General features: G+C 72.1%; 12 protein-coding genes. 8 read left to right on the forward strand and 4 right to left on the reverse strand.

Translation table 11 applies throughout. The features are described 5' to 3' along the window. Nucleotides 1-52 precede the first annotated feature (52 nt). Genes V2J52_RS01835 through V2J52_RS01850 form a run of 4 tightly spaced genes read left to right on the forward strand, consistent with a single transcriptional unit; the run spans nt 53 to nt 4,288 of the window. Nucleotides 53-973, forward strand: a complete 921-nt coding sequence (locus tag V2J52_RS01835) for a carbohydrate ABC transporter permease (RefSeq protein ID WP_331225952.1) — start codon at nt 53-55, stop codon at nt 971-973. Continuing rightward, entirely contained in the window at nt 970-1,884 is a 915-nt protein-coding gene (locus V2J52_RS01840; RefSeq protein ID WP_434056363.1) for a carbohydrate ABC transporter permease, read from the forward strand. Before V2J52_RS01835 ends, V2J52_RS01840 begins: the two co-directional genes overlap by 4 nt. Beyond that, nucleotides 1,881-3,362: a glycoside hydrolase family 3 protein gene (locus V2J52_RS01845; RefSeq protein ID WP_331225953.1), complete on the forward strand. Its 1,482-nt coding sequence runs from the start codon at nt 1,881-1,883 to the stop codon at nt 3,360-3,362. The genes V2J52_RS01840 and V2J52_RS01845 overlap by 4 nt, the downstream gene beginning before the upstream one ends. After that, the gene (locus V2J52_RS01850) at nt 3,359-4,288 is read left to right on the forward strand and encodes an ROK family protein (protein WP_331225954.1); all 930 of its coding nucleotides are present in this window, start codon (nt 3,359-3,361) and stop codon (nt 4,286-4,288) included. The genes V2J52_RS01845 and V2J52_RS01850 overlap by 4 nt, the downstream gene beginning before the upstream one ends. 88 nt (nt 4,289-4,376) lie before the next feature. On the opposite strand, the gene V2J52_RS01855 is transcribed toward V2J52_RS01850, so the two are convergent. Continuing rightward, a complete protein-coding gene (locus V2J52_RS01855; protein ID WP_331225955.1) occupies nt 4,377-4,937 on the reverse strand; it encodes a DUF779 domain-containing protein in 561 nt (186 codons plus the stop codon). A 120-nt stretch (nt 4,938-5,057) separates the two neighbouring features. After that, nucleotides 5,058-6,623, reverse strand: a complete 1,566-nt coding sequence (gene exaC / locus V2J52_RS01860; RefSeq protein ID WP_331225956.1) for an acetaldehyde dehydrogenase ExaC — start codon at nt 6,621-6,623, stop codon at nt 5,058-5,060. Between the two features lie 198 nt (nt 6,624-6,821). Here exaC and V2J52_RS01865 point away from each other — a divergent pair, with 198 nt between their 5' ends. Both V2J52_RS01865 and V2J52_RS01870 read left to right on the forward strand, forming a co-directional pair. Next, entirely contained in the window at nt 6,822-7,541 is a 720-nt protein-coding gene (locus V2J52_RS01865) for a DUF5701 family protein (RefSeq protein WP_331225957.1), read from the forward strand. A 112-nt stretch (nt 7,542-7,653) separates the two neighbouring features. Next, nucleotides 7,654-8,952 carry a TrpB-like pyridoxal phosphate-dependent enzyme gene (locus V2J52_RS01870; RefSeq protein WP_331225958.1) on the forward strand — a complete coding sequence of 433 codons (1,299 nt, stop codon included), beginning with the start codon at nt 7,654-7,656 and terminating at the stop codon, nt 8,950-8,952. A 99-nt stretch (nt 8,953-9,051) separates the two neighbouring features. On the opposite strand, the gene arfB is transcribed toward V2J52_RS01870, so the two are convergent. Next, nucleotides 9,052-9,480: an alternative ribosome rescue aminoacyl-tRNA hydrolase ArfB gene (arfB, locus tag V2J52_RS01875; RefSeq protein ID WP_331225959.1), complete on the reverse strand. Its 429-nt coding sequence runs from the start codon at nt 9,478-9,480 to the stop codon at nt 9,052-9,054. A gap of 204 nt (nt 9,481-9,684) precedes the next feature. On the opposite strand from arfB, the gene pepN reads away from it, so the two are divergent. After that, nucleotides 9,685-12,339, forward strand: a complete 2,655-nt coding sequence (gene pepN / locus V2J52_RS01880; protein WP_331225960.1) for an aminopeptidase N — start codon at nt 9,685-9,687, stop codon at nt 12,337-12,339. 237 nt (nt 12,340-12,576) lie between these two features. Further along, nucleotides 12,577-13,035, forward strand: a complete 459-nt coding sequence (locus V2J52_RS01885) for a GNAT family N-acetyltransferase (protein WP_331225961.1) — start codon at nt 12,577-12,579, stop codon at nt 13,033-13,035. Between the two features lie 222 nt (nt 13,036-13,257). Here the strand turns inward: V2J52_RS01885 and V2J52_RS01890 are convergent, their stop codons facing one another. Next, nucleotides 13,258-13,995, reverse strand: a complete 738-nt coding sequence (locus V2J52_RS01890) for an SCO1664 family protein (protein WP_331226476.1) — start codon at nt 13,993-13,995, stop codon at nt 13,258-13,260. Between the last annotated feature and the right edge of the window lie 8 nt (nt 13,996-14,003).

Here is a 14,003-nt window from a genome sequence, read left to right on the forward strand (position 1 = left end):
ACGGGGCGCGCCGCAACCCCACCCGCCGAGCGACGTCGCAAGGAGCGCCACGATGGTCGACACCAGCACCGTGCGCCCGCGGGCACGTCGGCGCCGCAGCCTGCCGTACGTCCTGCTCGTGCCCGCCGTCCTGCTCCTGCTCGTCGCCACCGGCTACCCGATCGGGTGGCAGATCGTCACGTCGTTCCGGGAGTACGGGATGGCGCAGCAGTTCGGCCAGCCGGCGCCGTTCATCGGGCTGGCGAACTACCTCGCGATCGTCAGCGACCCGGGCCTGTGGGGCGTCGTCGTCCGCTCGGTCGGGTTCGCGGTCGCCACCGCGTTCCTCACGCTCGTCGTCGGCGTGCTCGTCGCGCTGCTCATGCGGGTCACGTGGACGTGGGTGCGCCTCACGTTGCAGGTGTCGCTGCTGCTGGCGTGGGCGATGCCCGTGGTCGCCGCGATGACCGTCTGGATCTGGCTGTTCGACCGGCGGCGCGGCGTCGTCAACTGGCTCCTCGAACGGGTCGGCCTCGAGCAGTTCCACCGGTTCGACTGGCTGGCGCAGCCGGTGACGTTCTTCCTGGTGGCGAGCATCGTTGTCATCTGGATGTCGGTGCCCTTCGTCGCACTCTCGGTCTACGCCGGGCTCACCCAGATCTCCGAGGAGGTCATCGAGGCGAGCGAGCTCGACGGCGCGAGCGGCGTGCAGCGGCTGCGCTACATCCTGCTGCCGATGATCCGGCCCGTCGTGGCCATCGTGCTCCTGCTCCAGCTGGTGTGGGACCTGCGGGTCTTCACCCAGATCAAGCTGCTGCAGGACGCCGGTTCCGCCGCCGGCCGGTTCGACCTCATCGGCACCGCGATCTACAAGCTCGGGACCGGGTCGGGCGACTTCGGGATGGCCGCCGCGATGTCCGTCTTCGTCCTCCTCATCACCGTGGCGCTCAGTGCCTACTACGTCCGGATCCTGCTCATGGAGGAGGCGTCGTGACCGTGACCACCCGGCCGGCAGCCCGGCGCGGCACCCGGCCGGCGGGCCGCAACCGGGCCCGCACCCGCCCGCGGACCCGCACTCGCCGCGGCCGCACCGTCGCCAGCGTGGTCGGGCTGGTGGTGGCGGCGCTGTGGGCGTTCCCGGTCTACTGGATGTGGAGCTCGGCGCTGCTGCCCAACCGCCGGCTGCAGAGCTTCACCCCGAACTTCTTGCCCACCGGCGGCAGCCTCGACAACTTCCGGAGCGTGCTCGCGCAGGGGAGCTTCTTCCCGGCGCTGTGGATGAGCCTGTCGATCACCCTCATCGCGGTGACGGCGTGCCTGCTCTTCGCGTTCCTCGCGGCGCTGGCCATCTCCCGCTACCGGTTCCGCGGCCGGCGGAGCTTCGTGCTGGCGGTGCTGCTCATCCAGATGCTCCCGGCCGAGGGGCTGTTCATCGCCCAGTACAAGCTCATGCAGGGGCTGGGCGGCCTGGAGAGCGTGTGGGGCATGAGCCTGCTGTACGCCGCGCTCGTCGTGCCGTTCACGGTGTGGATGCTCCGCGGCTTCGTCGCCGGCATCCCGGTCGACCTCGAGGAGGCCGCGATGGTCGACGGCCTCAGCCGCACGAAGGCGTTCTTCCGGATCACCTTCCCGCTGCTCGCCCCCGGCCTGGTGGCCTCCGGCGTCTACGCCTTCCTGCAGTGCTGGAACGAGTTCACCATCGCGCTCGTCATCCTCCAGCGCGAGGAGAACAAGACGCTGCCGCTGTGGCTGCGCAGCTTCGTCCAGTCCAGCGCCACCCGCGAGATCGACTGGGGACAGGTGATGGCCGCGTCCTCGCTGGTCGCGGTCCCGGTGATCGTGTTCTTCCTCCTCGTCCAGGGCCGGATGACCTCCGGCCTCGTCAGCGGGGCGGTCAAGGGATGACGCTGAGCGCGACGGGGCTGCGTCAGGCGGCGCTGGCCACCCTCATGCCCGGGTTCACCGGCGGCATCCTCCCGGACTGGCTGGCCGCACTGCTGCGCGAGGGACTCGGTGCACTGTGCCTGTTCTCCACCAACATCACCTCACCGGGCGGGCTGCGCCGCCTCACCGACGAGGCGCGGCGCGCGAACCCCGGCGTGGTCATCGCGGTCGACGAGGAGGGTGGGGACGTCACCCGGCTGTGGCACCACGCCGGCGGCTCGCAGCAACCGGGCAACGCCGTCCTCGGCCGGCTCGACGACGACGCGGTCACCGCGCACGCGGCCGGCACCCTCGCCGCGGAGCTGCACGCCGCCGGCGTGACGATGACCCTCGGCCCGGTCGCGGACATCAACTCCGACCCCCGGAACCCGGTCATCGGCACCCGCAGCTTCGGCGCCGAGCCCGACCTCGTCGCCCGGCACGTGCGGACGTGGGTGCGGGAGCTGCAGGCCGGGCACGTCGCCGCCTGCGCGAAGCACTTCCCGGGGCACGGTGACACCGCCACGGACTCCCACCTCGCGCTGCCGGTGGTGGACCGCTCACCCGCGCAGCTGACGGCACGCGAGCTGGTGCCGTTCGTCGGCGCCGTCGCGGCCGGCACGCAGGCGGTGATGATCGCCCACCTCCTGCTGCCGCAGCTGGACCCGGCAGCGCCCGCGACGACGTCGGCCCCGGTGATCCAGGGGCTGCTGCGCGACCGGCTCGGCTTTGACGGCGTCGTCGTCACCGATGCGCTGGACATGGCCGGCGCCGGCGGCGTGCGCGGCATGGCGGCCAGTGCCGTGGCCTCGCTGCGGGCCGGCGCCGACCTGCTGTGCCTCGGGACCGGCACGACACCGCAGCAGGTGGCGCAGATCGTCGACGCGGTCGGCGCCGCCGTCGCCCGGGGACAGCTCGGCGAGGACCGCCTCCTCGAGGCGGGATCCCGTGCCCGTCGCCTCGCCGGGCGGTACCCGGCTCCGGCGTCGTCACTGCGGCCCCCGGCCCGTTCGGCAGCGGTCGTGCCCGCCGAGCGGATCGCGGCGTCCTTCGACGTCTCCGCGCGGGCACGGGCTCTGCTGGCCGAGCACCGGCGCGTCGTGCTGCTGCGCCTGGAGACGGCGGCGAACATCGCCGTCGGGCCGGGGGAGTGGGGCCCGTTCGGGCTGCTCGGCGGGCCGGGGAGCCCACGGCTCGTCGGCGTCGAGGACGTGCTGGACCGCCTCGACGGCGACGACACGCTCGGGGTCGACGACCTGCTCGTCGTCGTCGGCCGCGACAACCACCGGCACGTCACCTCGCGAGAGGTGATCGGCGCGCTGCGCGAGAGCCACCGGGCGACCCTCGTTGTGGACATGGGCTGGGCAGACCCCGCCGCCGGCGTTGCTGACATCGCGACCTACGGCGGCTCACCCGCCGTCGGGCGCGCGCTGCTGGACCTGCTCGAGGACGTCCGATGAGGGTCGGGATCGACATCGGCGGCACGACCACCGCCGCCGTCCTGCTGGCCGACGACGGCAGCACGGCGGCGAGCACCGTGCTGCCCTCCGGCCACGGGCCGGCAGCGGTGACCGACGTCGCCGTCGCGGCCGTTGCCGAGCTGTGCGCGGCGGCCGGGTGCGCGGCTGCCGCGGTGACGGCGGTGGGGGTCGGGATCCCCGGCACGGTCGACGTCGCCCGCGGCCGGGTGCGCAACGCGGTCAACCTCGGCATCGGCACGCTCGATCTGGCAGCGGTGCTGGCGGAGCGGCTCGGGGCGCCGGTCCACGTGGAGAACGACGTCAACGCCGCCGCGGTGGGCGCCTTCCACATCCTCAGCGCCGACGGGCGCTCGCCCGGCTCGGTGGTCTACCTCAATCTCGGTACCGGGCTGGCCTGCGGCGTGGTGCTCGAGGGTCGCCTCTGGCGGGGCACGGCCGGCGCCGCCGGCGAGATCGGCCATGTCCCGGTGGACCCGCAGGGGGTGCGGTGCACGTGCGGCCAGCGGGGCTGCCTGGAGACGTTGTGCTCCGGCTCGGCCGTCGCCAGGTTGTGGCCGACCACCGGCGGACCGGCCCCCGCGGCGCTGTTCTCAGCGGCAGCGGGCGGCGACCGTGCGGCGCAGGCGATCAAGGGCAGCGTCGTCGGGGGCGTCGCCTCGGCGGTGCGGGTCGCCGCGTTGTCGTGGGACGCGGAGGTCATCGTGCTCGGTGGCGGGATGAGCGAGCTCGGCGCCCCGCTGCTCACCGGCGTGCGCGAGGCGCTCGTCGCGATGGCGGCGGCCTCACCCTTCCTTCGCTCGCTCGACCTGCCCGGCCGCGTCGTCCTGCCCGAGGGGCGCAGGAACGTCGCCACGCTCGGCGCCGCGCTGCTCGCGGACCGGGAGCCGGTGCGGACGGCCGGCTGACCGGGGCAGCCGGTGCGGCCGCCAGGCCGGGGCAGCCGGTGCAGACGGGCGGCCGTGGCAGCCGGTGCGGCCGGCCGGCCGCCACGGTTCAGGAACGCTGCGGGAAGGCGCAGGCGTCGTCGACCTGGGCCACGACCTGTGGTTGGGTCGCCGGTGCCGGGCGCCGGCCGACGTCCCAGTCCGCGCCGGTGAGCGGGCGCTGAGCGGCGAGTGCCGCTGTCTCCTCCTCGTTGAAGACCCGGGACCGGGTGAGGAACCGCACTCCCTCGGGCCCCTCGACGCTGAACCCGGCACCGCGACCCGGGACGACGTCGAGCACCAGCTGGGTGTGCTCCCACGCAGCGAACTGCTGCGGGGAGATCCACACCGGTACGCCGTCGGCGTCCGACGGCGCGTCATCGCGGATCTGGCCGAGGAACAGCCGCAGGTCGAGGACACCGAGCAGCACCTCGCGGTCACCGACCATGAACTCGCCCTGCGGGTAGCACATCGGGGAGGAGCCGTCGCAGCAGCCGCCCGACTGGTGCATCATCAGCGGGCCGTGCTTGTCGCGGAGCTTGTCGAGCAGCTCGGCGGCGGCCGGCAGCGCGACGACGCGAGGCACGAGGACCCCCGCCGTCTCCTGCCGGCTGGGTGTGGTGGCGGTCATCGGTCCTCCATCTCGTCGGTCGGTGACCCGGTCGAGAACTCTGCTCTCGCGGACAAGTCTGCTGTGGCGGACAAGTCTGCTCTCGGCGAGAGCAGAGTTCTCGGCGACCGGGGCCGGTGTCTAGAAGAAGCCCTGCGCCCCGGGGGCGTAGGACACCAGCAGGCTCTTGGTCTGCTGGTAGTGGTCGAGCATCATCAGGTGGTTCTCCCGGCCGATGCCGGACTGCTTGTACCCGCCGAACGCCGCGTGCGCGGGGTACTGGTGGAAGGTGTTGGTCCACACCCGCCCCGCCTGGATCGCCCGCCCCGCGCGATACATGGTGTCCGCGCTGCGGCTCCACACGCCCGCGCCGAGGCCGTACAGCGTGTCGTTGGCGATCGCGATGGCGTCGTCGAAGTCCTTGAACGTCGTCACCGAGACCACCGGGCCGAAGATCTCCTCCTGGAAGACCCGCATCTTGTTGTGGCCCTTGAACACGGTCGGCTGGATGTAGAACCCGCCGTCGAGCCCGTCGACCTTGTCGACATCGCCGCCGATGAGGACCTCGGCGCCCTCCTGGCGGCCGATCTCCAGATAGCTCTTGATCTTCTCGAACTGGTCGGAGGACGCCTGGGCGCCGACCATCGTCGTCGGGTCGAGGGGGTGGCCGCGCTTGACGGCGGCGACGCGCGGCAGCGCCCGGGCCATGAACTCGTCGTAGATCGACTCGTGGATCAGCGCCCGCGACGGGCAGGTGCAGACCTCGCCCTGGTTGAGGGCGAACATCGTGAAGCCCTCGATCGCCTTGTCGAGGTAGCTGTCGTCGGCGTCCATGACGTCGGGGAAGAAGACGTTGGGGGACTTGCCGCCGAGCTCGAGGGTGACCGGGATGATGTTCTGCGTCGCGTACTGCATGATCAGCCGGCCGGTCGTGGTCTCCCCGGTGAACGCGATCTTGGCGATCCGCGGGTTGGACGCCAGCGGCTTGCCCGCCTCGAGGCCGAAGCCGTTGACGATGTTGATGACGCCGTCGGGCACGATGTCGGCGATGAGGGACATCAGGTAGAGGAGCGAGGCGGGAGTTTGCTCGGCCGGCTTGAGGACGACGGCGTTACCGGCCGCCAGCGCGGGCGCGAGCTTCCACGTGGCCATGAGGATGGGGAAGTTCCACGGGATGATCTGGCCGACCACGCCCAGCGACTCCTGGAAGTGGTAGGCCACGGTGTCGTCGTCGATCTGGGAGATCCCGCCCTGCTGGGCGCGGATCACCCCGGCGAAGTAGCGGAAGTGGTCGATCGCCAGCGGGATGTCGGCGGCGAGGGTCTCGCGGACCGGCTTGCCGTTCTCCCAGGTCTCGGCGACGGCGAGCTTCTCGAGGTTCTCCTCCATCCGGTCGGCGATGCGCAGGAGGACGAGGGACCGCTCGGCCAGCGAGGCCTTGCCCCAGGCCGGCGCGGCGGCGTGCGCGGCGTCCAGCGCCAGCTCGATGTCCTCGGCGGTGCTCCGCGCCACCGAGGTGAAGGTCTGGCCGGTCACCGGGCTGGGGTTCTCGAAGTAGTCACCCTTGACGGGCGGTACCCACTTCCCGCCGATGAAGTTGTCGTAGCGCTTCTCGTAGCTCATCACCGCACCATCGGTACCGGGTGCGGCGTAGGTGCCTGCGGACGTCTCGGCGGTGCCCGTGCTGACGTCGGTCTCGGTGGTCATGGAGGACTCTCCCTCGTGTCACGACGACCGGCTCGTCGGGGAGCCGGACACGGCTCGTCATCGTGCCGTGCTCTTCGACGATAAGCCGGATCGAGCCGCGATGGAAGGGCTTCGGGACGGGCTGCGGCCAACCAGGAATGCCGGCGCTCGGCGCGGCGTTGTACCGGTCCTCCGTCGTCGCCCGCGAGAGGACCCCGCATGCCCCAGGCAGTTGTCCAGCACCGCTCCGATCTGCCAACCCTGGCGGCGCCGTCGTCCGCCGCTGCGACCGCGTTCGACCCGGCGGCGAGCCTGTCCGCCGAGCTCGACCGGCAGGTCCAGGTGTACCTCGACCTCGGCCTCGCCGAGCTCACCGGGGCCACGCCCGAAGGGCTGCGCGAGCTCGCCGAACCGCTGCGCGCCTCGCTGCCGGTGCCCGACGCCGCAGCGGCGGATGCCGTCCCCGCGGAGGACCGGGTGCCGTTTGTCCTCGTGCTCGACGTGCTGCGCGAGCGACCCAACGACGCGGTGCCCGCGATGCGGCTCGGCGCCCGCACCGGGATGAGCGTCATCGACGACGACGAGATCGCCACCTACCGACCGGTCGCGAGACTCGACCTGCCGACTGGTGCCTACCTGCTCACCGGCATCGACACCGGCGGCCGCTTCCTCAACGTCGCCCCGGCCGACGCCCTGGCCGCGATCGACGCCGAGGGGCGCACGCCGCTGACCGTCGCCGAGGGCCTGGCGCTGGTGACCGTGCGGCCCGACATGCTCCGGCCCGGCCGCTGCTTCTCGCTGGCCGGCTCGCGCACCGGGACCAACCAGCGGGTGCCCGCGGTGTGGATCTCCCAGCGGCAGCCCAAGCTCGGCTGGTGCTGGGACCGCAACCCGCACACCTGGCTCGGCACCGCGTCGGCACAGGGACGTACGGCATGACCAGTGGTTCGCGGCGCCCGTGGCGGCCGGTGCCGCGAAGGCGGCTCGCCCGGCGCTAGGCTCGCCGCCAGACCCACCGTCGGGTCCCACTCACCGTCGAGAGAAGGACACCATGGCCGAAGCCGCTGCCCTGCCCCAGACCGAGCCGCTCGGCGTCGCGATCCCCGCGACGATCCCCACCCACTGGTACAACCTGCAGGCCGACCTGCCCCTGCCGGTGCCGCCCCACCTGCACCCGGCGACCCGCGAGCCGCTCGTCCCGGCCGACCTCGAGCCGCTGTTCCCGATGGCGCTCATCGAGCAGGAGGTGACCACCGAGCGGTTCGTCGAGATTCCGCAGACGGTCCGGGAGATCTACGCGATGTGGCGGCCGGCCCCGCTCATCCGGGCGTCGCGGCTCGAGCGGGTGCTGGGAACTCGGGCACGGATCTACTACAAGTACGAGGGCGTGAGCCCGGTCGGCTCGCACAAGCCGAACACCGCGATCGCGCAGGCGTACTACAACGCTGTCGAGGGCATCACGCGGCTGACCACCGAGACCGGCGCCGGCCAGTGGGGCGCCTCGCTGGCGATGGCCTGCTCGCTGCTCGGCCTCACCAGCGAGGTCTGGCAGGTGCGGACGTCCTACGACTCCAAGCCCTACCGCCGGTTCCAGATGGAGGCCTACGGCAGCATCTGCCACTCCTCGCCGTCGGAGCTGACCGAGGCCGGCCGGGCGATCCTCGCCACCGACCCGGACACGACCGGCTCGCTCGGGATGGCGATCAGCGAGGCGGTCGAGGCGGCCGTCAAGGATCCGCAGGCGCACTACGCGCTGGGCTCGGTGCTCAACCACGTCATGCTGCACCAGACCGTCATCGGGCTCGAGGCGCTGGGGCAGCTCGCGGAGCTCGGTGAGCAGGCCGACATCATCTTCGGCTGCGCCGGGGGCGGCTCGAACCTCGCCGGCCTCACCTTTCCGTTCATCGGCCGCAACCTCACCCAGGGCACCGAGACGCGGGTCGTCGCTTGCGAGCCGGCGGCCTGCCCGTCGCTCACGCAGGGGGAGTACCGCTACGACAACGGCGACGTCGCCGGCCTCACGCCGCTGCTGAAGATGCACACCCTCGGCCGGGAGTTCGTGCCGCCCGCGATCCACTCCGGCGGGCTGCGGTACCACGGCATGGCGCCGATGGTCTCCCACGCCTACGAGCTCGGGCTGCTCGAGGCGATCGCCGTCGAGCAGGACGACGCGTTCGCGGCCGGCCTGGTGTTCGCCCGGGCCGAAGGGATCGTCCCGGCCCCGGAGTCCACGCACGCGATCGCCGGTGCTCTCGACCACGCCCGCACCGCCGCCGACGGCGAGGTCATTCTCATCGGCCTCTCCGGCAACGGCGTGCTCGACCTGCCCGCGTACGAAAACTACGTCTGAGCGGGGGCTTCTTCTCGCCGAGATACCCGATCTCGGCGATACGGGGCGCCGAGACATCCGGTCTGGGGACCGGATGTCCGGTCTCGGGGAGTAGCCGGCTCAGTCGGTAGGTGGTCGGCGGCGCAGCGACTTCGTCTGGCTGCGCCGCTGCTTGGCCTCCGCGCTGCGCCGCTGGGCGCCGCGCGACGGCTTGGTCGGGCGGCGCGGCGGCGGTGGGGGAGCGAGCGCGTCGCGCAGCAGCGTGGTGAGCTGCTCGACGGCGAGGTCGCGGTTGCGCAGCTGGGAGCGGTGACGGCTGGCCGCGATCGTCAGGCGCCCGTCGACGAGCCGCCCGGCGAGAGCCTCCAGCACCCGGGCGCGCTGGGTCTCGGTGAAGGCAGGGGAGGCAGCGGCGTCGAAGGTCAGCTCGACGCGGGAGTCGGTGGTGTTGACGCTCTGCCCGCCCGGGCCCGAAGAGCGGGAGAACCGCCAGCCGAGCTCGTCGGCGCGTAGCACGACGCTCGACGTCACCCGCAGATCCCCGACCATGGCTCCTACCCTCTCATCGCGGCGCGTGCCAGCGGCCCCGCGGCCCGCCCGCTCGCCCCGCGCCACGGTGAACCGGGGGTTTCGATCAAGGACCGGGGTCACCAGCCGCGGCTGATGAGCCGAACCCCCGGTTCATCCGGGGCGGGCAGAGCAGGAACGCGCGGGTGGTTGGCCGGGGCCCGGCACATCTGGTGTGATCAGGCGGTGAGCAACCTGACCCGGACCGAGACCCGTGAGCGCCGAGCACAGCTGGCCGTGCACTCCTACCGGGTCGAGCTCGACCTGCGCGACGCGCCCGACCCGGCCGCCACCACCTTCGCCACGACGACGACGCTCCGGCTCACCAGCACCCGCCCGGAGACCTGGCTCGACTTTCTCGGCCCGGCCGTCCACCGGGTCGCCGTCGACGGCGTCGACCAGCCGGTGCGGCACACCGACGGGCGAGTGGCCATCACCGGGCTGCGGACCGACGGCGAGGAGTGCGTCGTCGTCGTCCACGGTGAGGGCGAGTACTCGCGTACAGGGGAGGGGCTGCACCGGTTCGTCGACCCGGTCGACGGCGAGACCTACCTGTACACGCAGTACGAGCCCGCCGACGCGCGCCGGGTGTTCGCCTGCTTCGAGCAGCCCGACCTCAAGGCGCCCTACACCTTCGTCGTCACCGCGCCGGCGCAGTGGCACGTGCTGTCCAACTCCGTCGTCAAGCAGGTGGCCGACGTCGACGGCGGTGCCTGCCGCTGGACCTTCGCCCCCACACCGCCGGTCTCCACCTACATCACCGCCGTCGTCGCAGGCCCGTACCACCGGGTCGAGGGCCACTGGAGCGGCGAGGCCTCCGACGGCCGGCCGATCGAGGTCCCGCTCGGGGTGTGGTGCCGAGCGTCGCTGGCCGAGCACCTGGACGCCGAGGAGGTCCTCACCGTCACCGGCCAGGGTCTCCAGCTGTTCCACGAGGCGTTCGACTACCCGTACCCGTGGGGCAAGTACGACCAGGTCTTCGTGCCGGAGTACAACCTCGGCGCGATGGAGAACCCAGGGCTGGTGACCTTCACCGAGCGCTACGTGTTCCGCTCGCGAGCCTCGGTCGCTCAGCACGAGGCCCGCGCCACGACGATCCTCCACGAGATGGCGCACATGTGGTTCGGCGACCTCACCACCATGCGGTGGTGGGACGACCTGTGGCTCAAGGAGTCCTTCGCCGACTTCATGGGCACCCATGCGACCGCGACCGCCACCCGCTTCACCGACGCGTGGACGAGCTTCGCGCTACGCCGCAAGGCGTGGGCCTACCGGCAGGACCAGCTACCCACGACCCACCCGATCGTCGCCGAGATCCCTGACCTCGAGGCCGCCAAGCAGAACTTCGACGGCATCACCTACGCCAAGGGTGCGGCCGTGCTCAAGCAGCTCGTCGCGTTCGTCGGGCAGGAGGCGTTCTTCGCCGGCGCCCGGGAGTACTTCCGCCGTCACGCCTACGGCAGCACGACCCTGCCGGACCTGCTCTCGGCGCTCGAGGAGGCCAGCGGCCGCGACCTCACCGAGTGGGCCGAGCAGTGGTTGCAGACCTCCGGGCCGTCGACCATCGCCGCCGAGGTCGCGGCGGACGACGCGGCTGGACCCGTGCTGCACCTCGAGCAGACCGGCGACGACGCACCGTCCGGCAACCAGGGCCCGGCCGACGGCGCACCGGACGCGTCCGTGCTGCGCGACCACCGGCTCGTCGTCGGGCTCTACCGCCTTGACGACGACGGCGTGCTCCGCCGCACCGACCGCCTCGACGTCGAGGTGAGCGGCGCGCTCACCACGGTCGCGCTGCCGGCAGGGGGCGAGGTTGACCTCGTGCTCCCCAACGACGACGACCTCACCTACGCCAAGGTGCGTCTCGACCCGCAGAGCACCGAGACCGCGCTGGCGGCGACGAGCACGATCGCGTCCTCGCTGTCCCGGGCGGTGACCTGGTCGGCGCTGTGGAACGCCACCCGCGACGCTGTGCTGCCCGCCGAGCGGTTCCTCGACGCGGTGTTGATCCAGGCGCCAGCCGAGCCGCACGTCGCGATCGTGCGCGACCTACTGTCGTACGCGACGACAGCCGTCGAGCACTACATCCCGATCGAGCGTCGCGACGTCGCTCGTGAGCGGCTCGCCACCGGCAGCTGGCTGGCGCTGGGTCGCGCGGAGCCGGGCTCGGACCTGCAGCTCCAGTGGGCGCGAGCGTTCGCCGCGGCTGCAGCCCACTGGCCTGCTGCGGCCGAGCAGGTGCGCGAGGCCCTCGACGGCGCGGTCCCCGGCCTGGTGCTCGACCCGGAGATGCGGTGGCTGCTGTGGCAGGCACTGGCCGCGACGGACGCGGCGGAGGTGCCGGAGCTCGACGCCGAGCTCGCCCGCGAGGACACCGCGACGACCCGCCTCGCTCACCGCGCCGCGGTGATCGGCCGTCCCGACGCACAGGTCAAGGCACAAGCCTGGGAGTCGTTGGGACTGCCGCTGCCAGGGAGCGCGCCAATGCTGGCGGCGAGCGACCTGTCCAACGACGAGGTCGACGCCGTCATCGCGGGCTACACCCGGCCGCTGCACGCGCACTTGGTCGCGGAGCATGCCGAGCAGTACTTCGCGCTGCTGCCGACCGTGTGGGCGCAGCGGTCGATCGAGATCGCCGAGCGGCTTGTCCGGGGTCTGTTCCCACGGTCGCTGGAATCTCTCGACGAGGACGGCAGCCCAACAGTGCTCCGCCTTGCCCGCGGCTGGCTCGCGGCGAACGCCGACGAGCCACCCGCGCTGCTGCGCTGCCTGCGCGAGGAGCTCGATGACGTCGAGCGTGCCACCCGAGCCCGCGCCCTCACCCCGCCCGCCACCGTCTGACCCGCGAGCCGTACCCCTTACTCGCGAGAGCGGGATTGTCCGCACGGTCCTCACTCGCGAGAGCGGGATTGTCCGCACGGTCCTCACTCGCGAGAGCGGGATTGTCCGCACGCTCTCCACTCGCGAGAGCGGGATTGTCCGCACCCGTCGGTACATTGCGGCAGTCGTGCTCTACCGGCCGTAGCGTCGACCGATAACGGCGTGCTCCTGTCTGGCGGCGTTCGCTACGGTGCCAGGATGGCCTCAGAGGAGTTCGTACCGGCCGGCTTCGAGCCGCCGACATCGCTGGTTGCGGATCGGTTCCGGCTCGAGCCGCTGGGACCGGAGCACAACGACGCCGACCTCGCGGCGTGGTCGTCGAGCATCGACCACATCCGAGCGACTCCTGGCTACCCGGACGGCCGCTGGCCGCCGCGCGCCGGGATGCGGCCCGAGGCCAATCTTGCCGACCTGCGCCGTCATGCCGCCGACTTTGCCGCCGGCACCGGATTCACCTTCACGGTTCTTGATCCGGCCGACGACGACGTCATCGGTTGCGTCTATCTGTACCCGACGCCGTCCCCAGATTCGGATGTCACGGTCCAGTCATGGGTGCGGGCCGATCACGCGGACCTGGACACACCGCTGGCCGACGCCGTCGACGCTTGGCTCGCCGCCGAGTGGCCATGGGAGCGTATCGACCGCTGTGGCCGCTGAGTACAGCATCTCGCGCATCGTCCACCCTCAACGCGATCGGCTAGCCACGGCAACGTCACCAGCGGCGCTCACGACCGACTGGACGCCGGGCCTGCTCGCCGCTATCGAGCTCGGTGCCTTCCGCGACGCTGATGTGGACAATCCCGCTGTCGATGACAAGTCGGCTGTGGGTGACAAGTGGGCTGTGGGTGACAAGTGGGCTGTGGGTGACAAGTGGGCTGGTCAGAACGGCGGCCAGGGGATGGCCGGGTGGCCGGGCAGCGGGGCGGGAAGGCGTCCGGCGGCGAGGAGCCCGTCGCACCGCGCAACCAGGGCCGCTAACTCCGACCCGGTGAGGAGCTCACCGAGTGCCGCCCCGAGGTCGCCGTCCAGACCGTCGCGGACCCGTTCGACGCCGACTACCTCGTCGGCGTCGAGCTCGCGGTCCACCCAGCCCCACAGCACGGTGCGCAGCTTGTGCTCCACGTGGAAGGTGAGCCCATGGTCCACGCCGTACCGGTGGCCGTCCGCCATCGCCAGGACGTGCCCGCCCTTGCGGTCTGCGTTGTTGGTGACGACGTCGAACACCGCCATGCGACGCAGCGCGGGAGAGTCCTCGTGGAGCAGCGCGACCTCGCGGTCGTGCGCGTCGACACCGTCGAGGACGTGGCACCAGCCCTCGGCGGGTACGTCGCCGGCGGGCACCAGCGTGACGGCTTCCTGCGCCGGGTCGGGCTGACGCCAGAGCTGGGCCATCCCGCGGCCGTGGGGCCCGTCGCGCAGCCAGGTTCGGGGCACGATGTCCCAGCCGAGCGCCTCGGAGACGAGGAACGCCGCCACCTCACGGTGCGCCAGCGTGCCGTCGGGAAAGTCCCACAGCGGACGCTCGCCGGCGACCGGCTTGTAGACGACCTTCGCCGATCCAATCTGCCCGATGAAGGTGGCGTTCGAGGCCGGCAAGATCCGAGCCTCCAGGACCATCTCGGCGC

The sequence above is a fragment of the Georgenia sunbinii genome, assembly GCF_036421875.1.
Taxonomy (GTDB): domain Bacteria; phylum Actinomycetota; class Actinomycetes; order Actinomycetales; family Actinomycetaceae; genus Georgenia_B; species Georgenia_B sunbinii.

Excerpts from the sequence above, each read along its gene's own strand:
- V2J52_RS01890 (WP_331226476.1), bottom strand. The coding sequence starts at position 13,995 with ATGGTCCTGGAGGCTCGGATCTTGCCGGCCTCGAACGCCACCTTCATC.
- arfB (WP_331225959.1), bottom strand. The coding sequence starts at position 9,480 with ATGGTCGGGGATCTGCGGGTGACGTCGAGCGTCGTGCTACGCGCCGAC.
- V2J52_RS01865 (WP_331225957.1), top strand. The coding sequence starts at position 6,822 with ATGCCCCAGGCAGTTGTCCAGCACCGCTCCGATCTGCCAACCCTGGCG.
- exaC (WP_331225956.1), bottom strand. The coding sequence starts at position 6,623 with ATGACCACCGAGACCGACGTCAGCACGGGCACCGCCGAGACGTCCGCA.
- V2J52_RS01845 (WP_331225953.1), top strand. The coding sequence starts at position 1,881 with ATGACGCTGAGCGCGACGGGGCTGCGTCAGGCGGCGCTGGCCACCCTC.
- V2J52_RS01835 (WP_331225952.1), top strand. The coding sequence starts at position 53 with ATGGTCGACACCAGCACCGTGCGCCCGCGGGCACGTCGGCGCCGCAGC.
- V2J52_RS01885 (WP_331225961.1), top strand. The coding sequence starts at position 12,577 with ATGGCCTCAGAGGAGTTCGTACCGGCCGGCTTCGAGCCGCCGACATCG.
- V2J52_RS01855 (WP_331225955.1), bottom strand. The coding sequence starts at position 4,937 with ATGACCGCCACCACACCCAGCCGGCAGGAGACGGCGGGGGTCCTCGTG.
- V2J52_RS01870 (WP_331225958.1), top strand. The coding sequence starts at position 7,654 with ATGGCCGAAGCCGCTGCCCTGCCCCAGACCGAGCCGCTCGGCGTCGCG.
- V2J52_RS01850 (WP_331225954.1), top strand. The coding sequence starts at position 3,359 with ATGAGGGTCGGGATCGACATCGGCGGCACGACCACCGCCGCCGTCCTG.